Source organism: Amycolatopsis sp. cg5, from assembly GCF_041346955.1.
Taxonomy (GTDB): Bacteria; Actinomycetota; Actinomycetes; order Mycobacteriales; family Pseudonocardiaceae; genus Amycolatopsis.
Genome location: NZ_CP166849.1, coordinates 3,719,663 through 3,739,670, shown reverse-complemented (window position 1 = coordinate 3,739,670; position 20,008 = coordinate 3,719,663). Strand labels below are relative to the sequence as shown.

At 68.4% G+C, this 20,008-nt stretch carries 17 protein-coding genes and 1 tRNA gene; 10 read left to right on the top strand and 8 right to left on the bottom strand.

Going from position 1 to position 20,008, the window contains the following annotated elements; all coding sequences use genetic code 11:
* Positions 1–6: 6 nt before the first annotated feature.
* Positions 7–2,028, bottom strand: coding sequence for a diguanylate cyclase (locus AB5J62_RS16990; RefSeq protein WP_370949186.1), 2,022 nt, complete (start codon positions 2,026–2,028; stop codon positions 7–9).
* A gap of 445 nt (positions 2,029–2,473) precedes the next feature.
* On the opposite strand from AB5J62_RS16990, the gene AB5J62_RS16985 reads away from it, so the two are divergent.
* Together AB5J62_RS16985 and AB5J62_RS16980 are read left to right on the top strand one after the other, a co-directional pair.
* Positions 2,474–3,385: a PaaX family transcriptional regulator C-terminal domain-containing protein gene (locus AB5J62_RS16985; protein WP_370949185.1), complete on the top strand. Its 912-nt coding sequence runs from the start codon at positions 2,474–2,476 to the stop codon at positions 3,383–3,385.
* Positions 3,386–3,396: 11 nt separating this feature from the next.
* The gene (locus AB5J62_RS16980) at positions 3,397–4,161 is read left to right on the top strand and encodes an enoyl-CoA hydratase/isomerase family protein (RefSeq protein ID WP_370949184.1); all 765 of its coding nucleotides are present in this window, start codon (positions 3,397–3,399) and stop codon (positions 4,159–4,161) included.
* Here AB5J62_RS16980 and AB5J62_RS16975 read toward each other — a convergent pair.
* The 3 genes from AB5J62_RS16975 to AB5J62_RS16965 all read right to left on the bottom strand — a co-directional run bounded on the left by AB5J62_RS16975 (position 4,114) and on the right by AB5J62_RS16965 (position 6,286).
* The gene (locus AB5J62_RS16975) at positions 4,114–4,761 is read right to left on the bottom strand and encodes a TetR/AcrR family transcriptional regulator (protein ID WP_370949183.1); all 648 of its coding nucleotides are present in this window, start codon (positions 4,759–4,761) and stop codon (positions 4,114–4,116) included. The genes AB5J62_RS16980 and AB5J62_RS16975 overlap by 48 nt on opposite strands.
* A 78-nt stretch (positions 4,762–4,839) precedes the next feature.
* The gene (locus tag AB5J62_RS16970) at positions 4,840–5,727 is read right to left on the bottom strand and encodes a CU044_5270 family protein (RefSeq protein ID WP_370949182.1); all 888 of its coding nucleotides are present in this window, start codon (positions 5,725–5,727) and stop codon (positions 4,840–4,842) included.
* Complete coding sequence (locus AB5J62_RS16965) at positions 5,720–6,286, bottom strand: RNA polymerase sigma factor (RefSeq protein WP_370949181.1); 567 nt, start codon at positions 6,284–6,286, stop codon at positions 5,720–5,722. The genes AB5J62_RS16970 and AB5J62_RS16965 overlap by 8 nt, the downstream gene beginning before the upstream one ends.
* A gap of 177 nt (positions 6,287–6,463) precedes the next feature.
* Between AB5J62_RS16965 and AB5J62_RS16960 the strand changes: the two genes are divergently transcribed.
* The 6 genes from AB5J62_RS16960 to AB5J62_RS16935 all read left to right on the top strand — a co-directional run bounded on the left by AB5J62_RS16960 (position 6,464) and on the right by AB5J62_RS16935 (position 15,124).
* Positions 6,464–7,612 carry an NAD(P)/FAD-dependent oxidoreductase gene (locus AB5J62_RS16960; protein WP_370949180.1) on the top strand — a complete coding sequence of 383 codons (1,149 nt, stop codon included), beginning with the start codon at positions 6,464–6,466 and terminating at the stop codon, positions 7,610–7,612.
* 22 nt (positions 7,613–7,634) lie between these two features.
* Positions 7,635–8,774, top strand: coding sequence for a Glu/Leu/Phe/Val dehydrogenase (locus AB5J62_RS16955; protein ID WP_370949179.1), 1,140 nt, complete (start codon positions 7,635–7,637; stop codon positions 8,772–8,774).
* 9 nt (positions 8,775–8,783) lie between these two features.
* Positions 8,784–9,683 carry a LysR family transcriptional regulator gene (locus AB5J62_RS16950; protein WP_370949178.1) on the top strand — a complete coding sequence of 300 codons (900 nt, stop codon included), beginning with the start codon at positions 8,784–8,786 and terminating at the stop codon, positions 9,681–9,683.
* A gap of 99 nt (positions 9,684–9,782) precedes the next feature.
* Positions 9,783–12,032, top strand: a complete 2,250-nt coding sequence (locus AB5J62_RS16945) for a glycosyl hydrolase family 18 protein (RefSeq protein WP_370949177.1) — start codon at positions 9,783–9,785, stop codon at positions 12,030–12,032.
* Between the two features lie 159 nt (positions 12,033–12,191).
* Positions 12,192–13,841 (top strand): glycosyl hydrolase family 28-related protein, encoded by a 1,650-nt coding sequence (locus AB5J62_RS16940; RefSeq protein WP_370950282.1) that lies wholly within the window; start codon positions 12,192–12,194, stop codon positions 13,839–13,841.
* Between the two features lie 107 nt (positions 13,842–13,948).
* Entirely contained in the window at positions 13,949–15,124 is a 1,176-nt protein-coding gene (locus AB5J62_RS16935; RefSeq protein ID WP_370949176.1) for an alginate lyase family protein, read from the top strand.
* On the opposite strand, the gene AB5J62_RS16930 is transcribed toward AB5J62_RS16935, so the two are convergent.
* A complete protein-coding gene (locus AB5J62_RS16930; RefSeq protein WP_370949175.1) occupies positions 15,121–15,909 on the bottom strand; it encodes an ATP-grasp domain-containing protein in 789 nt (262 codons plus the stop codon). The two genes, AB5J62_RS16935 and AB5J62_RS16930, sit on opposite strands and share 4 nt — an antisense overlap.
* Before the next feature lie 150 nt (positions 15,910–16,059).
* On the opposite strand from AB5J62_RS16930, the gene AB5J62_RS16925 reads away from it, so the two are divergent.
* Positions 16,060–16,133, top strand: a tRNA-Pro gene (locus AB5J62_RS16925).
* A gap of 75 nt (positions 16,134–16,208) precedes the next feature.
* Complete coding sequence (locus AB5J62_RS16920; RefSeq protein ID WP_370949174.1) at positions 16,209–16,745, top strand: NUDIX domain-containing protein; 537 nt, start codon at positions 16,209–16,211, stop codon at positions 16,743–16,745.
* Here AB5J62_RS16920 and AB5J62_RS16915 read toward each other — a convergent pair.
* The 3 genes from AB5J62_RS16915 to AB5J62_RS16905 are packed head-to-tail and all read right to left on the bottom strand — an operon-like array spanning position 16,742 to position 19,979.
* Positions 16,742–17,533, bottom strand: a complete 792-nt coding sequence (locus AB5J62_RS16915; RefSeq protein ID WP_370949173.1) for an FHA domain-containing protein — start codon at positions 17,531–17,533, stop codon at positions 16,742–16,744. The genes AB5J62_RS16920 and AB5J62_RS16915 overlap by 4 nt on opposite strands.
* Positions 17,530–19,311: a serine/threonine-protein kinase gene (locus tag AB5J62_RS16910; protein WP_370949172.1), complete on the bottom strand. Its 1,782-nt coding sequence runs from the start codon at positions 19,309–19,311 to the stop codon at positions 17,530–17,532. Before AB5J62_RS16910 ends, AB5J62_RS16915 begins: the two co-directional genes overlap by 4 nt.
* A gap of 26 nt (positions 19,312–19,337) precedes the next feature.
* A complete protein-coding gene (locus AB5J62_RS16905; RefSeq protein ID WP_370950281.1) occupies positions 19,338–19,979 on the bottom strand; it encodes a class I SAM-dependent methyltransferase in 642 nt (213 codons plus the stop codon).
* Between the last annotated feature and the right edge of the window lie 29 nt (positions 19,980–20,008).

Below are 20,008 nucleotides of genomic sequence, written 5' to 3'. Positions count from 1 at the left end.
ACCCCCTCAGGCTCGCCCGGCCGGCGTCTTGCCAGCCGGGTCGAGCAGGGGCAGCGGCCCCAGCCTGCGGTGCCGGTGCAGAGTCAGGAACGTCGCGACCACATCAGGATCGAACTGCGTGCCCCGGCCGCTCAGCAGCTCACGCACGGCCCCGTCCTCGGTCAACGCCTTCTGATACGGCCGATCCGCCAGCATCGCCGCCCACGAGTCGCACACCGCCAAGATCCGCGCCTCGATCCGGATGTGCGCCCCGGCCAGCCCGCCCGGATACCCCGTCCCGTCGAACCGCTCATGGTGCTGCCGGATGATCTCGGCGACGTCATCGAGCCCGGCGACGGTCTTCGCCAGCCTGCAGCCGAACTCCGGGTGCTGCCGCACGAGCAGCCACTCCTCGTCGGTCAGCGGCTTTTCCTTCGTCCAGACCTCCTGCGGCACGAGCACCTTGCCGATGTCGTGCAGCCGCCCGGCCAGCTCCACCCGGCCCGCGACCTCGGGCGCGAGGCCCATCCCGGTCGCGACCAGCCCGGACCAGTAGCCGACGACCTTGCTGTGCTCGTGGTTGGACAGCCAGCCGTCGACCTCGTCGGCGACCTTCTCCAGATCGAGCGTCAGCGACCGCTCGGCGTGCTGGTCGACCGGTGGGTGCCCGCTCAGGTCGGCGAGCACGACCCGGTCGCGGCCCTGTGCCTTGGCCGAGTAGAGCGCGCGGTCCGCGGCGCCGAACAGTTCACCGGGCGTGTTGCCGTGCAGCGGGTAGCTCGCCGTGCCGACCGAGATGGTCGCGCCGATCCACACGTCGCCGGAGACGACGATCGGACGGTCGGCGACCTGCTGACGCAGCCGCTCGGCGATGACCGCCGGGTCGTCGGGGCCGGCGTCGCGGATCAGGATCGCGAATTCTTCGCCGCCGTAGCGAGCGAGATGGTCACCGGGCCGGATGGCCTCCCGCAGCCGCTTCCCGATTTCGATCAGCACTTCGTCGCCGACAGGATGGCCGTACCGGTCGTTGACCGACTTGAAATGGTCGACGTCGGCGATCAGCACGGCGACGGACCCGCCCGCGCGGCGCGCCCTGGCGAGTTCGGGGACCATTTGCGCTTCGAAGTGACGGCGTGTGCGCAACCCGGTCAAGGCGTCGGTGATCGCCAGTTTGCGTTGCTGGGAAACGAGCCCGGCCAATCGCGCGATCGTGAGCAGAAACAACACCGCGCAAGCACAAGCGACCACGGGAATACCGGAATGCGCACCGCGGGCATTCTCGATGAGCACCGTGGCGGGCGCGATGAGAACGGCGGTGCACAAGGCGGTGATGCGCCACGGTCCAGGCACCGGCGCGCCGAACGGCACCGGTTCGGCGACCTTGCCCATGGTCGGGTGCAATGCGGACGCACCTAGCAGCAGGTTCCCGGAAAGCCAAATGGCGTCGAGGAAATTGCCTGCCGAATAGGTGCCGTTGACCTGCTGGACCACATAGACGGTGTCGGCGACGACGAAGGACAGCAAACTCAGGGACAGCAGTGAAAAGGCGACGGGTCGACGACCTTGACCGAGTACAAGACGCAGCGCCACCGCGAACATGGCGAGGTCCATCATCGGATACCCGACCGAGGCCACCTTCACCAGCATCGGCGCCGCGCTGGTCGCCTGCGGCGCGATGAGGTAAAGCCACGACAGCATGCCGCCGACGACAGCGAGCATCGCGGCGTCGAGCACGGCAGGCAGGTCCCAGCCCGGGGTGCGCGAGCGGATCAGGACGACCAGACCGGCCACCACCAGCGGATAATGGCCCAGGTAGAAGACATCGGCCAGCGCTGGGAAAGCGAGGTCGTCGAGCAGGTAGTGCGCGACGTAGAAACTCGTGTCGGCGGTCGCGTAGACGATCTGGCCGAGCCCGAGCAGCACCCAGGGCAGCTTGGCGGCCGGCCGGTTACGGACGCACCCGCAGAACACGGCGACGAACGCCGAGACGCTGACCGCGCAGTAGAGGACGACCCGCAATAGTTGCGGGGCGGAAGAAATGACGGTCACGTAGTAAGCGGCGATGACCGCTAAACCGGCGGCAAGATACCCGGCCCAAGTCCATCGCCGCGCCGCCCCTGCAAAAGTCGTCACAGCCGCTCTTCCCCGCCTCAGCCATCGGCGAAAATCCACGTGCGAGGCGACCACCTTACCGCTGCCCCGATCCGAAGATCTTCACCCTAGAAAGCCCGATGAGTGTAGTGGCACCCGCAAAGGCCTTCTTCACCTAGTTGGCGGACCCCAGAAAACGCTGCGTGACAACTGCTTTCTTGCCCTCTGACCACGGCAGGGCAAAATGTCCCGCTTCCGTTCACCGGGACGAAACTCCCGCCAGCCCCGCGGGCGTGCCATTTCGGTTACTTGGCGAAACTCCGGACCGACTTGCCCCGCCCGATCGATGGCCTGGGTAGGCTGACGAGGTTGACGTTCCGTGAGCAGTGAGGCGGTGAGAGCGATGGCGGAGGCCGCCACCGACGCCATGGTCGGAGCTCGGTCGCGCACGACCGAGCAGAAGGGCGCCGCACCGCGGCCGACCGTTTCCCGCCGCCGGGAGGTGAGCCACGCCAGCGCGCGCTCCCTGCTGATGACGGTGCTGGGCGAATTCGTGCTGCCGAGAGACAAGCCGGTCTGGACTTCGATACTGGTGGACGTGCTCGGCCTGCTCGAGGTCGAGGAGAAGTCCGCGCGCCAGGCGCTCGCGCGCTCGTCGGCCGAGGGCTGGGTCGTCTCGGAGCGCGTCGGCCGCCGGGTCCGCTGGTCCCTGACGCCGCCGGGGCGCCGCCTGCTGACCGAGGGCGCCGAGCGGATCTACGGTTTCGGCAACGAGACCCGCGGCTGGGACGGCAGCTGGCTGATGCTGATCGTGTCGGTGCCCGAGTCGAAGCGCGACCTGCGTCATCGCCTGCGCACCCGGCTGACCTGGGCCGGCTTCGGCTCGCCGGTGTCCGGGGTCTGGGTGAGCCCGGACATCACGCGCCAGCGCGAGGCGCAGCAGATCGTGCACGAGCTCGGCCTGGACACCCAGGCGATGTCGTTCACCTCGCACTACGGCGAGGTCGGCGAGCAGGAGACCATGGTCGCGCGCTCGTGGGACCTGACCGAGCTCAAGGACCGGTACGAGGACTTCATCGACAAGTTCACCGGCCTCAACCCGGCGGGCGGCGAGGCGGTGCTACGCGCGCAGACCCGGCTCGTGCACGAATGGCGCCGGTTCCCGTTCCTGGACCCGCAGCTGCCGTCGGATCTGCTGCCGTCGAACTGGAGCGGGCTGAAGGCCGCCGAGCTGTTCCACAAGACCCACGTCGACTGGCGGCCGGAGGCCCAGCAACACTGGGACGCGCTGGTGGACGCGGAAGAACAGGACTGACCTTGATCCAAGTGCAACGGGAAAGCTCCGGCCTCGCCGTGCTGACCATCGACGCTCCCCCGCTGAACCTCTACACCGCCGAGCTCCAGGATCGCTTCGCCGAGGCGATCGGCGAACTCGAAGCCGACAGCCCGCGCGCGCTGCTCGTCCGCGCCGAGGGCAAGATCGTCAGTGGTGGCGTGGACGTGTCGCTCTTCGACGCGCAGGGCAGCCCCGCCGAGGCGAAGGTCCTGCTGGACCAGATGCTGTCCATTCCGGACCGGATCGCCGCACTGGAGTTCCCGACGGTCTTCGCCGCGCACGGCCTGTGCCTGACGTGGGCGTTCGAAGTGGCCGTCGCCTGCGACATCATCCTGGCCTCGGAGCGCGCCAAATTCGGTCTGGTGGAACGGGTTGTCGGCCTGACGCCGACCATGGGCGGCACCCAGCGGCTCGCCGCGCGTGCGGGTGTCGGGCGCGCTAAAGAGTTCGTGATGACCGGCGGGACCTACGACGCCGCGACGCTCGAACGCTGGAACGTCGTCAACCGGGTGCTGCCTGTCGAAGACTTCGACGCCGCGTGCCGCGCGTTCATCGAGGACTTGGCCGCCGGGCCCACCAAGGCGCACGCCGCGACGAAGAAGGTGCTCGCGCACTACGAAAACGGCGGCGTCGCGGAGGCGAACGCCCACGTCACCACGATCGCCTCGGCATTGTTCGACACCGAGGATCTGCGCGGCGCGGTCAAATCATTCCTCACCGACGGACCGGGTAAAGCGACTTTCCGCGGACGGTGAGACGGTGGCGGAAAGCGCCTCGATGAACCGCGACAGGAACTGTCCGTAAGCCGCGGTCATGTCGACGGCCTCCGGGTCCAGCAGCCACTGGATCTGCAGGCCGTCCATGGTCGCCAAGAACAGCTGCGAGACCAGTTCCGGGTTGACGTCGGCGCCGATCTGGCCGGCGGCTTGGGCGGCGCGCACGTGTTCCGCCGCCATTTCCCTTGCCTGGGCGTACCGCTTGACGAAATACGCGTGCGCGGGATGCGAAGGTTCGACCGCCGCGGTCGACAAGGTCGCGAAAAGCTGGACCAGATGTGGCTGGCGGACGTTGTGCGCCACGACCTGCTCGCTGGCGCGCAACCAGTCCATTCCGGTGACGCCGTCGGTCTTTTCGGGTTCGAGCGCCTGCTCGTCGCGGTACCGGAGCACCGCCATCAGCAACTCCTCTTTCGAGGCGAAGTGATGACGGAGCCCGGTATGCGAAATCCCGACCTGCGCGGCGAGTTCCCGCAGCGAAACGGCTTCGTAGCCCTTGGTGGCGAAGACCTGGAGCGCCGCCTGGATGAGTTCCTCCCGCCGCGCGACCCCCGGCGCGTACGGTCCCCGAGCCCCCATCCGGTAACCCCTTCCCGGCGAAATCTTGCCAATTGGCACGAATTCTAGTCAGGGCTTCGCGACGCCGTCGTCACCCGGTCAGGGGTGGTCTCCGATCTTGTCGACGATCGCGCGCGTCACCACCGCGGTGCCTCGGCTGCCCAGGTACACCCCGGTTTTGGGATCGAAGACCAGAATCGTCGGCTTGGCGTCCTTCGTGGATCCCGCCGGCGTCGGCCAGGTGATACCGATACCCAGCCTGCCGATCCCGTCCTTCGCGTTCTCCACCACCGACAAACCCGGCACCTTGGCCGCGGCGCGGAACAGCGCGGCGCGGGCGGCCGGGCGGAGGTACCTCTCGTTGGCGAGCGACGCGACATCCTTGCCCAGCGCGTTGACGTCACCATCGGCACCGCTGTGGTTCTTAAGCAGGTAAGCGAGCATCTCGTCGGGGTCAGTCGGCAGGTCCCGCAAGTAGGACGGTGACGGCTTGCACTTCTCGAACTGCCCCGGCAGCGGCTCGTCGCCCTTGACCACCTGGGCCTTCCCGTTGATGCAGCCAGGCAGCGGGAAGTCGCCTTGGGACTGCTTCACCAGCCCGTCGTGCTCACCGTCGACGGAAAGCCACGTCTCCCGCACACTGCCGGGATTCTGCGTCTTGGTGTAGATCAACTGGTCCGGCCGGGGCTCCACGTCGGGCGCGAGCAGCGCCGAGGCGGCCGCCTCGGTCAGTACCCGCACGGGATCGGCGACTGCCTGCGGCGCCACTTCGTCGACGGGCGCGACCGCGATCACCGCGGTGATGGCCGCGGCGAGCCCGACCACCCCGGCACCGCCCCAGAGCAGGCGCTTGCGCTGCGACCTCGGCGCGACGGCGGGCGCGGCACCCATCACGGCGTCGAGCCGCGCACGCGCCGGCGCCAGTTCCGCCAGCGTGACGAGCGGGGTCTTGTCTCCCGCTTCTTTCAGCAACTGCAGCTCATCCATGCTGGGAAATCTCCTCGGAAGTCGTCAAGCCGAGCGAGGCGCGGACCTTCTTGCGGGCGCGGAACATCCGTGACCGGACCGTCCCGACCGGAATGTCGAGCGCGGCCGCGACCTCGTCGTAGGCCAGTCCTTCGGTGGCGATGAGCACGAGCACGTCGCGGTCGCCTTCGGACAGCGTGTTCAGCGCCTGGGTGAGCACGTCGCCCATCGCCTCGGCGGTCACCTGCTCGGCGACGCGGTCGGCGTGCCCGTCCTGGACCGGCTCCGGTCCGGTGACCAGTCGCAGCCGTGCCTGTTTGCCCTGGTCGCGCCAGTATTGACTGACCAGGTTGGTCGCGATGCCGTACAGCCACGGCCGGGCGTCCGGCCGCGCCAGGTCGTATTTCCCGCGTTTGTCGAAGGCGATCAGGAAGGTGTCGCCGACGAGGTCGTCGGCTGCCTCTCTGCCGAGCCGTCGTGCGAGATAGCGATGTATGTGGGGACCGTGGCGGTCGAAGATCGCCGCGAACCGGCCTGGTTCGCCTAGCGACGCCTCGATCACCGCTGCGTCTGAGCTCAAGTTCAGCCTCTCGCCGTGGGACCGTTCACCCTGTTGTTCGCGATCCGGGCGAAACGAGTTCACGGCGCCGCGGCCAGCGTAAATGATCACGAGCGCGCCGATGGATGGCTCTGAGCCCCAGATCTACTGGCACTGAACGGCTCGCGCGGGCACGCTCCGGCGTCATACGGTCGCGTTATGGAAATGCGCGGCGCGGCCGAGGTGGTGATCATCGGCGGTGGGGTGGTCGGCGTCAGCGCCGCCTTCCACCTGGCCGAAGCGGGGATCGACGTGCTGGTGCTGGAACGCGACGAGCTCGCGTCCGGCAGCACTTCGAAGGCGGCGGGCGGGGTGCGCGCCCAGTTCTCGGACCCGGTCAACATCGCGCTCGGCGCGCGCAGCATCGAGTTGCTGGAAGGCTTCGCGCGGCGGCCGGGCGGTGAGATCGACCTGCGCCAGCACGGCTATCTGTTCCTGCTCGACAAGCCGGATGATGTCGCCGCGTTCACCGCGGGCGTCGCCGTGCAGAACACCGCCGGCGTGCCGAGCCGCATGCTGGACGTCGCCGAAGCACGAGCGCTGTCGCCGGTCATCAGCACCGAAGGTCTGCTCGCGGCCGCGTATTCGCCGCGCGACGGGCATTGCACGCCGGAGTCGGTCGTCCAAGGCTTCGCGCAGGGCGCGCGACGGCTGGGTGCGACGATCCGGCGGCACTGCGCCGCCACCGGCATCGAGACCACCGGCGGGCGCGTCTCGGCGGTGCACACCACCGACGGGACCGTCCGCACTTCGACGGTCATCTGCGCGGCGGGCGCCTGGTCGGCCGAGGTCGGCGAACTGGCGGGCGTCGACCTGCCCGTGCGGCCGCTGCGCCGCCAGATCCGGGTGACCGAGCCGATTCCGGACCTGCCCCCGGAGCTGCCGATGACCATCGACTTCGGCACGACGTTCTACTTCCACCCCGAAGGCGCGGGACTGCTGATCGGCATGTCCGATCCCGACGAGGAGTTCGGCTTCCGCCTGTCGACTCACGACGGCTGGCTCGACCGGCTCGGCTCGGCGGTGCTGCGCCGCGCGCCGAAACTCGCCGAAGTCGGGATCGCGCACGGCTGGGCCGGGCTCTACGAGATCAGCCCCGACCACAACGCGATCATCGGCCAGTCCGCCGATGTCCCCGGTTTCTTTTACGCCACAGGCTTTTCCGGGCACGGGTTCGGTCAAGGTCCGGCCGTCGGCGAGGTTCTCCGCGACCTCGTGCTCGGCGAAAAGCCTTTTGTCGACGTGTCCACATTGGACGTGCAACGTTTCACGGGAAACAAGATCAAGCCTGAACACAACGTCGTTTGAGGACTCTTTTTAAGGACACTGCGTGGATCTGCTGCAGAGCATGGACGAGTGGGGACCCGAGAAGATCGTCTGCGTCTCGGACACGAAAACCGGGATGCGGGGCGTGCTCGTCATCGACAACACGGCACGCGGCTCCGGCAAGGGCGGCGTCCGGATGAGCCCGGACGTCTCTGTCAACGAAATCGCGCGGCTCGCCAGGGTGATGACGTGGAAGTGGGCGGCCGTCGATCTCTTCCACGGCGGCGCGAAGGCGGGCATCGCCGGCGATCCGAACGGCGCGGACAAGGAACGCGTCTTGCGTGCGTTCGCGCGCAAACTCGCCGATCAAATCCCTTCGCAGTACGTCGCCGGGCTCGACATGGGCCTGACCGAGCGAGACGCGGCGATCATCCAAGACGAACTCGGCGACCGAGGCGCGGCCGTCGGCGTGCCCGAGGAACTCGGCGGCGTTCCCTACGACAAGCTCGGCGTGACCGGGCACGGCGTCGCCGAATCGGCCGACGCGGCGCTGTTCCGGATCGGCCGTTCGTCGGCGGGCGCGCGTGTCGCGATCCAGGGTTTCGGCGCGGTCGGCGCGGCCGCGGCCCGGCGGCTGCACGAACTCGGCGCGCAGATCGTCGCCTTGTCGACTTCGGAAGGCGCCATCTACTCCCCCAGCGGCCTCGACGTGCCGAAGTGGCTTGACCTGCGCGCCGAACACGGCGACGCGTGTGTCCAGGCCGCGCCGCCGCAGCACCGGATCGCGGCGGGCGCCGAGCTGCTCGTCGACTGCGAGGTGCTCATCCCCGCGGCCCGCCAGGACGTGCTCGACGTCGGCCTCGCGCCGGATGTCAAGGCGCAGCTGATCATCGAGGGCGCCAACCTGCCGACCACCCCGGCGGCACGGCAGGTGCTCGCCGGGCGCGGGGTCACGGTCGTGCCGGACTTCATCGCCAACGCGGGCGGCGTGATCGCGGCGGCCTTCGCGATGGACGCCCGGCGTTCGCCGTTCCGGCCGGACCCGGCCGTCATCATGGCCTCGGTCGCCGAACGCGTGCGGCGCAACACCGATCAGGTGCTGACCGCGGCCGAGCGTTCGGGGACGCTGCCGCACGCGGCGGCCATGTCGATCGCGCAGAGCCGGGTGCGCGCGGCGATGGAACTGCGGGGCAGGCTGCCGTAGTGTCACGGCGTGCTCAACCCGATCCACCTGCGCACATTGCGTGAATGCGTCCGCACCGGATCGTTCGCGGAGGCCGCGCGGACGCTCGGCTACACCGCGTCGGCCGTCTCGCAGCAGATGATGCTGCTGGAACGGGCGGTCGGCGCGGCGCTGTTCGAGCGCTCGGCGCGCAGCGTCCGGCCGACCGCGGTTGGCAGGCTGCTCGCGGAGCGGAGCCAGGACGTGCTCGGCGCGCTGGCCAAGCTGGAAGGTGAAGCCAGGGCGATCGCGCTCGGCGAGCACGGCACGCTGCGGCTGGCGAGCTTCGCGACCGCGAGCGCTCGGGTGCTGCCGCCCGCGCTGGCCGAGATCGTCGCGCGGTGTCCCGGCGCCGAGGTGGAGCTCGACGAGGGTGAGCCGGACGAGGTGCTCGGCGGGGTGGTGGACGGTTCGGTCGATCTGGCACTCGTCTTCGAGTACGACCTCGCACCGCGCGAATGGCCCATATCGTTGCGCCGCACGGAATTGCTCGCCGAACCGCTGACCATCGCGGTCCCGTCGGCGCACGCGGCGGAAGGTCCTGAAGTCGATCTCGCCGAACTGGCGGACGAGCCGTGGATGTGCACGCGCGAGGACACCGCGGGTGCGCGCTCGCTCGGGCGGCTGGCGCAGGATGCCGGGTTCACTCCACGCATCATCTTCCGTAGCAACGATTACACGGTGTTGCGCGACCTCGTCGCGCGCGGGCTCGGCGTCGCGATGTTGCCCGGTTTGGCCGTCTCCGGCGAGGACATCCGGGCGCTGCGGCCGACCGGGGTGACCGCGAGCCGCCGGGTGCTCGCTGTGCATCGGCCGCACAATGGCAATCCGCTGTTGCCGGTCGCGCTCGACTGCCTTCGCGTGGCGGCTTCGACGGTCTTGCTCGGCTAGTGCCCTACTAAGTGGTCTAGACGTTTGCCCATCGGCGGGTTACCTTCTTTTGTGGTCTAGACCACAGCAGGCACCTCCTTAGTCGCTAGGAGAACAGCCATGAGACGTACCCTCCGCCGCTTACTCGTCGCGTTCGCCACGCTACTGCTGGCGACGACCTCGTTCAGCCCGCCTGCTTCGGCAGCGGGCAGCCTCAAGGCAGCGCTGGTGCTCAACGGGAACACCGGCGAATACACGGTCACCAACACCGGCTCCGCCGCGGTCAGCAACTGGGCGATCACCTTCCAGCTGCCGTCCGGCGTCACCGCCACCTCCGGGCAGCACGGCACGATCAGCCAGTCCGGCACCTCGGTCACCCTCACCCCGGCGTACTACATCGCCACCCTGCAACCGGGCCGGTCGACGTATCCGTACAGCCCGACCTTCCAGCTCAGCTCGGCCGTCCAGCCGACCCAGTGCCGGGTGGACAACGCCAACTGCGACGGCTCACCCGACACGCCGCCGTCGGCGCCGGGCAATCTACGCGCCACCGTGAAGACGACGACCACGGTCACCTTGGCCTGGAACGCCTCGACGGCAGGTTCGCTGCCCGTCGCGGGCTACGACGTCTACAAGGGCGACACCGTCGCCGCCTCGGTGACCGGCACCACGGCCACGCTCACCGGTCTCACCGCGAACACCGCGTACACGTTCACGGTGAAGGCCAAGGACACCAAGGGAACCGCGTCGCCGGCGAGCGCGCCGCTGACGGTCACCACCAACAACCCCGGCGACGACACGCAGGCTCCGACGGCACCGGGCAATCTGCGGTCGACCGCCGCGGACTCGGGCAGCGTGACGCTCGCCTGGAACGCCTCGACCGACAACACCGGCGTCGTCGCCTACGACGTCTACCGAGGCGGCTCGCTGGCGGCCACCGTCACCACGACGACCGCCAAGGTCACCGGGCTCTCACCATCCACTTCGTACACTTTCACCGTCAAAGCCCGTGACGGCTACGACAACGCGTCCGCGGCGAGCAACGCGCTGACCGCGTCCACAACGGACATCGTCAGCGGCTACGCGCGCGTCGGCTACTTCGTGCAGTGGGGCATCTACGGCAGGCAGTTCTTCGTGAAGAACCTGCAGACCTCGGGTGCGGCGTCGAAGCTGACGCATCTGCTGTACGCGTTCCAGAACATCGACCCGGTCAACCTGACCTGCCTGTCCGGGGTCACCAAGGGCACCAGCGCCAACCCGCAGGACCCGAACCAGGGTGACGGCTCGGGTGACGCGGAAGCCGACTACTCGCGGCCGATGTCGGCCTCGCAGTCGGTCGACGGGGTCGGCGACACCGGCTGGGAGTCGCTGCGCGGCAACTTCAACCAGCTCAAGAAGCTCAAGGCGGCCAACCCGAACCTCAAGGTGCTGGTCTCGCTCGGCGGCTGGACGTACTCGAAGTACTTCTCGGATGTCGCGGCCACCGACGCCTCGCGCAAGAAGTTCGTCTCGTCGTGTGTCGACACCTGGATCAAGGGCAACATCGCGCCGTACGGCGGCGCGGGTGGTCCCGGCACGGCGGCGGGCATCTTCGACGGCATCGACATCGACTGGGAATGGCCGGGCAGTCCCGACGGGCACCCCGGCAATCACTGGAGTCCCAACGACAAGCAGAACCTGACCGCGCTGCTCGCCGAGTTCCGCACACAGCTCGACGCGTACGGCGCGACCACCGGCAAGCGGTACCAGCTGCAGGCGTTCACGCCCGCGGACCCCGGCAAGGTCTCCGGTGGCTGGGAAGTCGACAAGATCTTCCAGTACCTGGACGTGGCGAACGTGCAGGGCTACGACTTCCACGGCGCCGGCAGTGACAACTCGTGGGAGCCGAACCGCACTGGCCACCAGGGCAACCTGTACGCCGACGCGGATGACCCGTACACCAACAAGTTCAGTGTCGAGGCAGCGATCAAGGCCTACACCGACAAGGGCGTCAATCCACGGAAGCTGACGCTCGGGCTCGCCTTCTACGGCCGCGGCTGGCAAGGCGTTGCCCCTGGCGGGAAGAACGGTGAATGGCAGTCCGCGACGGGCGCGGCACCCGGGCAGTTCGCCGAGGAAGCGGGCACGCGCGGGTACTCGAACCTCATCGCGTCGGTGCCCGGCTGCACGGTCTACCACGACACGGCGGCCGTCGCGACGTCCTGCTACACCGGCAACAACGGGCAGTGGTGGACGTTCGACGACACCTGGTCGATCGCGGCCAAGACGGCCTGGCTCAAGAGCAAGGGGCTGCTCGGCGTGATGGCGTGGGAGATGTCCGGTGACGGCACCGGCGCGCTCATGAACGCCGTCGACGGCGGGCTCAGGTAGGCATGGGTCGTGAGTGTTCCCGACGGCTAGAACCGTCGGGAACACTCACGAGTCCTTACATCGGACCTCTCAGCGGTACATCTCCGCTTTTGTCGCATTCTTGACCGCTGCCGACTATTTACATCGGATGTAAAGCGGTTTTACCGTGTGCGCGTGGAGATGCAGCGGAGAAAATTCCTGATGGGCGGGGCGGGCGTCGCGGCCCTCGCGGCGACCTACCCGATGACCGGAACAGCGCTGGCCGCCCAGGACGAAAGCTCCGCGCTGTGGCGCGAATTCACCCAGAACCCACACAATCACCCGCAGATCCCCAACGTCGCCTATGCCGGATACCGGACCGGGCAACGGCTTCCCCACGTCCCGGTGCACGCGAACGTGCTGGCGTACGGCGCGAAACCCGACGGCTCGGCCGACGCCGCACCCGCCATCAACCGCGCGATCGAGCAGGTCGGCAAGCGCGGCGGCGGCGCGGTGCACCTGCCACCGGGGACCTACCGCATCGACGACATCGTGCGCATCGGCTACGACAACGTCGTGCTGCGCGGCGCCGGGCGCGAGCGGACCACGTTGTTCGCCACCAAGTCGCTCGAAGAGATCATCGGCATCAACCGCAGCCGCTACGGCGGCGGCGACAATTCGGCGTGGAGCTGGTCGGGCGGCCTGGTCTGGGTCTGCCATCGCGACCGCTATCGCGATCTCGTGACGGCCATCCAAGCCCACGACTGGCCACTCGAAGGCTGGACCGGCAACGAGGGCACCGCGACCAAGCCGATCGCGACGCTCACCGCTCCTGCGACGCGCGGCGCGTTCACCCTGACCGTCGACGACGCGCGCGGCCTCTGCGCGGGACGCCGGGTGTTGCTGCAACTCGACGACACAGCCGACTACAGCCTGCTGCGGCACATGGCGGGCGACGTGCCCGGCACCGCGGCGTACAAGTGGTCGGACAAGACCAAGCTGCTGTCGTACCGGCCGTTCCAGTGGCCGGTACGCATCGAAGCGGTGCGCGGCAAGCAGATCCGGCTGAGCCAGCCGCTGCCGCTCGACGCGCGGCCGGAATGGCGGCCACGGCTGACCACCATGGTGACGCCGGTGAGCGGATCCGGCGTGGAGGACCTGACCATCCAAATGGTCAAGACCGCGCGGCCGCAGCATCTCAAGGACAAGGGCTACAACGGGCTCGTCTTCCAGTGCGCGTGGGACTGCTGGGCGGACAACGTGTCCGTCGTGGACAGTGACAACGGCTTCCTGCTGGTGTCGTCGAAGGGCATCACGCTGTCGCGGACGTGGGTGTCGGGTCGCGGCCAACACCATTCTTACGCATGTCGCGAGCAATCGCATGACAACCTCGTCGAAGACTTCGGTATCGCCAAGTTCACCGAGACGACACCGGGCGCGGCGCACCACGGGATCAACGTGGAAGGGCTGTCGTCCGGCAACGTCTGGTCGCGCGGCGTCATGGAAGCGGGCACCTTCGACACTCACCGGGGGCTGCCGTTCGCCAATGTCCGCACCGAAATCACGATCTTGAACGACGGCGCGCACGGCGGCAGCGCGGACGCGGGCCCGTTGTACGGCGGCCGTTTCGCTCACTGGAACATCACGGTCACCAATGAGCGGGCCGGTTGCGTGCGCATCGACAAGGTGGCACCGTGCAGCGCGACCGTCGCCATCTCGGCCGTCCGCGACTTCGGGCAGATCGACAAACCCGATTTCGCCGGAGATTTGAACGCCCGCCTGGAAAGTTACGGCACGACCGCGATTTCACCGGCCAACCTCCACCAGGCGCAACGCCGCCTGCGCGGGTGATCATTCACATATGTGTTTATTCAGGCCAAAAACTAAGACCTTGACTCTCTTGGTTTAGACCATTCACACTGCAAGGCACAGCTCAACTCCTTCCCTGCAAAAGGAGCATGATGTTCGTACGTCAACGTGGACTCCGAATATCAGCGGCGGCACTACTCGTTTCGCTCGCTGTCACCGCGACCCCGGCAGCCGCCGCGCCGGCGACCTTCGCCCATCCAGGGGTGCTGGTCAGCAAGACCCAGCTCGATTTCGTCAAAGGCAAGGTCAACTCCGGCGCCCAGCCGTGGAAGAACGCCTACAACCAGATGCTGGGCAGCGGCTACGCCTCACTGACCCGCACCCCGAAGCCTCGCGCGACCGTCGAATGCGGACCGTATTCGAAGCCCAACTACGGCTGCACCGACGAGCGCGAGGACGCCATCGCCGCGTATTCGCTGGCACTGGCTTGGTACATCACCGGCGATTCCCGCTACGCCACCAAGTCCATCGCGATCATGGACGCCTGGTCGGCCACCATCAAGAGCCACACCAACTCCAACGCCCCACTGCAAACCGGCTGGGCAGGCTCATCGTGGCCCCGCGCCGCGGAGATCATCAAATACACCTATTCGAGCTGGCCGAACTCGGGCCGGTTCGGGACGATGCTGCGCAACGTGTACCTGCCCACGGTGATCAAAGGCAGTAACAGCAACGGAAACTGGGAACTCAGCATGCTGGAGGCCGCCATCGGCATCTCCGTGTTCCTGGAGGACAAGGGCAGCTACGACACGGCCGTGTCCAAGTTCCGCGCCCGCGTGCCCGCCTACATCTACCTGACCTCCGACGGCTCGCAGCCACGCGTGACACCGGGCAGCGGCCTCGACACCAAGGCCAAGGTCGTCAAATACTGGCAGAACCAAAGCACCTTCGTGGACGGACTGGCGCAGGAGACCTGCCGCGACTTCACCCACACCGGCTACGGCCTCGCCGCGATCGCCGACTTCGCGGAGACCACCCGTATCCAGGGCCAGGATCTCTACCCCGAGATCGGCGACCGGCTCCGCCAGGGCCTCGGCTTCCACGCCAAGTACGAACTCGGCGCGGCCGTGCCGTCCTGGCTCTGCGGCGGCAAGCTCAACCTCGGCCTCGGCCCGGTCACCGAGGTCGGCTACAACGCCATGCACACCCGGCTCGGCAACGACATGCCCAACACCCAGCAACTCACCGAGTCCAGGCGGCCGGCGGGCACCAACGCCCTCTTCGTCTCCTGGCAGACCCTGACCCACGCGAACAACCCGAACTAGCCCGTGAGGGGCTCCTCCGCCAAGCCTTCCCAGGAGGAGCCCCTCACGAACCGGCGGTCCCGCGGCGCGACCTCCGCCAACGGCCCTGCGGCCTCGAGCACGACATCTAGCACCTTGTCGAGGTCGGCCATGTAGTACTCGGAGAACCAGGCCATGTTCGCCTCGACGATCGCGGCCCGCCCGTCCACGACGCCGACATCGAGCACGACCGCGCCGGGCAGCTCACCACCGTGCGCACCGAGGTACCTCCCGGCCAGCGCGAGCACCTCCCCGGGCACCGCGTCACGCGGCCCGGGATCCAGCCTCCCCCAGGTCGCGTACCGCGACGCCGCGTGGACGACCCCGCCCAGCACGAACAACCGGCACTCGCTCGCGAACTCGACGACCTCGCTGACCAAGACCGGCGTGTCCTCGGCCAAGCCCACAGTCGCTCCCCGCAGCTCCCGCCCGTCGCGATAGACCCGCGCGTCGAACCCCTTGTCACTCGGCGGCTTCACGAACGCCCGCTCCCGCAACCCCCACGCCTCGCCGAGACTCATCGCCTCGACAGCCCGCCCGGCGAACTCCGGCGGCACGTTCGGCAGCCAGTCGTCAGCGGGCTCCAGCAACCCGATCCCCAGCTCGCGCGCGACCCGCTCCCCCACCTTCGGCCCGCCGTAGTAGTGCGAGCGCCCTTGACCTCCGGTCAAGTGCGTCACGACCTCGAGCCCCCGCCACGCGGCAACCCGCGCCAGCGGTCCCACAGTCGGCAGCGCCCGCGGCGCCACCACCAGTCGTCTCCCCATCGGACCACCCTGACAGCTGTCGATCACCGCCGCACCCGATTTTGACTGTTAGTGCAGGTCAGACACACAGGGTGACCTGGTTGCGAGGGCACTGGAGGCAGGCGCTAAAGTACTCACATCGCCTTCCGGGGAACACCCGGAGGACGGGTCCGGGCTGTGGCGCAGTTTGGTAGCGCACTTGACTGGGGGTCAAGGGGTCGCAGGTTCGAATCCTGTCAGCCCGACCGGACGAAAGAGCCTCTGCTCAGCACTTCGCTGAGCAGAGGCTCTTTCCGTTGCGCTCGGAAGGATGCGGCTCGATGAAGCACTGCGGCGACCCGGCACTGTTCGCCCAGGACATCCGTGACGACGGCGAGCCGGAAGGCGAGTTCGTCACCGGGATCGCGAGCAGGCTGCCGCGCAAGAGCGTGGCCGCGGGCGCGCTCATTCGCGACGAGGCCGGCCGGGTCCTGTTCGTTTCGCCGATCTACAAGCCCTACCTCGAAATCCCGGGTGGGCTGACCGAGGACGACGAGTCGCCGCTCGCCGCGTGCCGGCGTGAGGTGCACGAGGAGCTGGGCCTCGAAGTCCACATCGGACGCCTGCTGGTGATCGACTGGATGCCGACGCACGGCCTGTGGCGCGACAGCATGCAGCTCATCTTCGACGGCGGTGTGCTCGACGCCGACGAGATCGGCCGGATCCGGTTGCAGGAAGACGAGATCAGCGGGTGCGAGTTCCTCGACCTCGACGCCGCCAAGACGCGGCTGCGGCCGTCGAAGGCGCGCCGGATCGAGCTGGCGTACCGGGCGATGCTGGACGGCGAAACCCTCTACGGCGAGTTCGGGCGGCGTTAGTCGTGGTTGAGTGACCCCAAGTCCGGCGGTACCAAAGTGGTGCTCTCCATCAACTCACGGACCAGGTTGTGGTTGAGGGTGTTGCCGACGGGCTCGCCGACCTCTTCCCGGGTCAGCCCGGCGACACCGCCGCGGCTGAGCCTGGTGCGCACCCCGACCACCAGGTGCTCGACCTTCTTGTGCGTCCACTCTTCGGCGGGCCGGAGATCGTTGAGATACTCGGCCGCCTGCCGCCACGACAGCGGATTCGGATACGCCTCGTGCAGGAGGTAACGCTGCCCGAGCACGATCAGCGCGAGCCGTTCGGACGGCGACAACGCCCAGGTGTGCGGCGGGCGGGTCGGCGCGTCGTGCTCGGTGCGCGGGCGGTCACCGTCGTGCGTGCCGACGTGGACCTCGAGCAGGTGCTCACGGCCGCTGGAGCCGCGCACGAACAGCGGTGTGTAGCCGGGCCCGAGCGGCAACGGCTCGTCTTCGCTGAACAGCAGCCGCGAACCGGGCAGGCGCAGCGGCAGCCTGCCTGAGGTGCTGAGCCACCACTGATCGTCGCGATGTGTCAGCGAGCCCTGGTGCCTGCTGATCCGCCGGTCGTTCTCGCCGACGCAGACGTGCACGTCCGGCCGGTTGCGGCCGAACAGGATCGTGCGTCCCTCGCGCGGGCCGACCGTGATGCCGCCGGTCACCGCGAGCACGTGCAGCGTGCCGGCCACCCCGGGCACGCCCCAGGCGAGACTGTGGTGACCGGACGGCAGCACGCTGCCGTCCAGCTGGGCGAGCTGCTCGGTCACTTCCGCCTCCACGAGGTCATCAGCTCGATGGCCAGACCGCAGCGCTCCTCCACCGACGAACCGCCGGACACCGAGGAGAACACAGCATCGTCTTTGAGGTCACGGAACGCGTCTTCGTACTGATAAAGGGGAAGTTCGACCACGCAGGTGGCGGAGCCCGCGTCCTCTTTGAAGACCTTGGCCTCGGCACCTCCGATGTCGACGGTCCGGGCCACGGTGCCCGGGTCCGGCGGCCTGCGGCGGAGGAACTCGAGGCCGAACTCGTACCCGGTTCCGCTCCAGTCGCACGCCCAGTTCCCGAATCCAGCTCTCGGGTGGGCCAGATCGAGACCGGTGCGCGCGAGCGTCGAAGACGCACGCAAAGCGCAAGCGTCCAGCTTGATCGCGGACTGTGGATGCGGCTCGGGCCGTCGGGGGATCCTGCCCTTGGCCAGTATCGCGGCCGCATAATCGGTCGCCGCGTTGGCGACGGCGCACAGATCGTTGAAGTCCGGCCGCCGGTGCCGGTAACTGTCGATCCTGATCTCGTAGCCCTCGGGCAAGAGGATGTGGTTGACGCAGTACTCACCGGCGGACGTGCCCCGCGTGATGGCGAAGGTGCCCCTGTTCTCGGCTGTGCCGGGAATCTCGACCGGCACCGGGATGGCGATGAACTTGACCTGGGTGTCAAGTTCGCCGTGGTCGAACTTCAAGATCACGTCGCACTGGTCGAAATTGTCCTCGTCCGGCACGAAATCCGACTTCCCGAACCGCTTGAACGTCCCGGTGACGATCAGCGAGCAGACGTCGGCGGTGTGGAGGTCACCCATGATCGTGGTCACCGGGAGCACCAGCCCGGGAGCCGGTGCCGGTTCCGCCGCGGGCGGCCCGCTCAGCGCGAACCACGCCACCAGCCCGGCCACCACGGTCGCGCCCGCACCGGCCAGCAGCAGTGTGCGCCGACCGCGCCGCGGTGCCGCCGGCATTTCCGGGAGCGTCACCTTCGCGACGGCGGCCAGCAGGTCACGCGCTTCGGCCGCGGTCGGGCGCAGGCTCGGGTCGACCGCCAGCAGCCGCTCCAGCACCGGCGCCAGCGGACCGGCCTGGCGTGCGACGGCGATGTTCCCGTCGGCGGCACGCCGGATCCGGAGGAAGGCGTTGTCGGTCGTGGCGCCCACCGGTGAGGTGCCCTCGACCGCGGCGAACAGCGTCGAGCCCAGCGAAAACACGTCGGAGGCCGGTAGCGGGTCGCTTCCCCGCGCGACCTCCGGCGCGACGTAGCCGGGTGTGCCCGCGAGCAACGCGGATCCGGTGACCGTCTCCTCGCCCGCGACGATCTGGGAGATCCCGAAGTCGCCGAGCTTGGCCTCGCCGTCGTCGAGCATGAGGATGTTGGCGGGCTTGATGTCCCGATGCAGCATGTCCCTGGCGTGCAGTGCGACCAGAGCGGCGGCGATCTGCGCACCGGCGTTGGCCGCCTCGACCGGGGTCAGCACGCCACGCTCGGCCATCGTCCGCGCCGGGACGTATTCCATCACCAGCCAGCATTCGCCGTCGTCGTCGAGCACGTCGTAGAGCGTGACGACATTCCGATGGTTCAACTGGGCGAGTAATCGCGCTTCGCGGCGCAATTCCCGGATTTGCTCGGAGTAGCGTCTTCCGTCGCCGGGAATTGCACGTTTGAGCGCGACCGGACGGTCGAGCTGCTCATCGACGGCGCGCCAGACCACGCCGTTTCCGCCGGAGCCGACCTGTTCCACCAGCCGATATCTTCCAGCGACCACCTGACCGGACCGCATTTCCCCCTCCAACGCCTCGGGAACGCTCAGTATTGTCCCGTAAGCGGGCGGCGCGCGGTGATCAGCAGATGTTCTTCGGCCTCGGCGCCCGGCTTGTCCGGCTGGAAGACCTCCACGTGCGTGCCGAGCACCGTCAGACCTGCCGATTCGACGCGCGCCACAAGATCCGTGGGCGTGAAACTGGTGAGCTGGACCGAACGCCCGAGGAAGTCCACCGTCAGGTCTTCGACGTCGGCAGGCACCGTCACGAGCGAAAGATGACCGCCGGGTACCAGCCAGCGCGCGATGTTCGCGAGCACGGACCCGGTGTCGGCTCGCGACATCTGCAGGAACGGGAAGAACGCGCACACGGCGTCCCAGCTCGCCTCCGGCGAATCCCACGCGCGGACGTCCGCGTGGACGAACTCGGCCGACGGTACTTGGGAGCGGGCGATCTCGACCATGACGCCGGAGACGTCGATACCGGTCACCCGGCAGCCCGCGGAGGCGAGATCGTGCGCCACCGGGCGGCCTGTGCCACTGCCGATGTCGAGCACGCGCGCCGCGGGCGGCAGCCGGTCGAGTAGTTCGCGAACCGCCCTGTCCACCACCGGTGGCCTGCCGAAGGCTTCCTCGTAGCCCGCGCCGATATCGTCGAAAAGCTCCGCCGCCGTGGCCGGGCGCTGCATACTCACTTCGTCCTCCCCTGGTCCGCTCC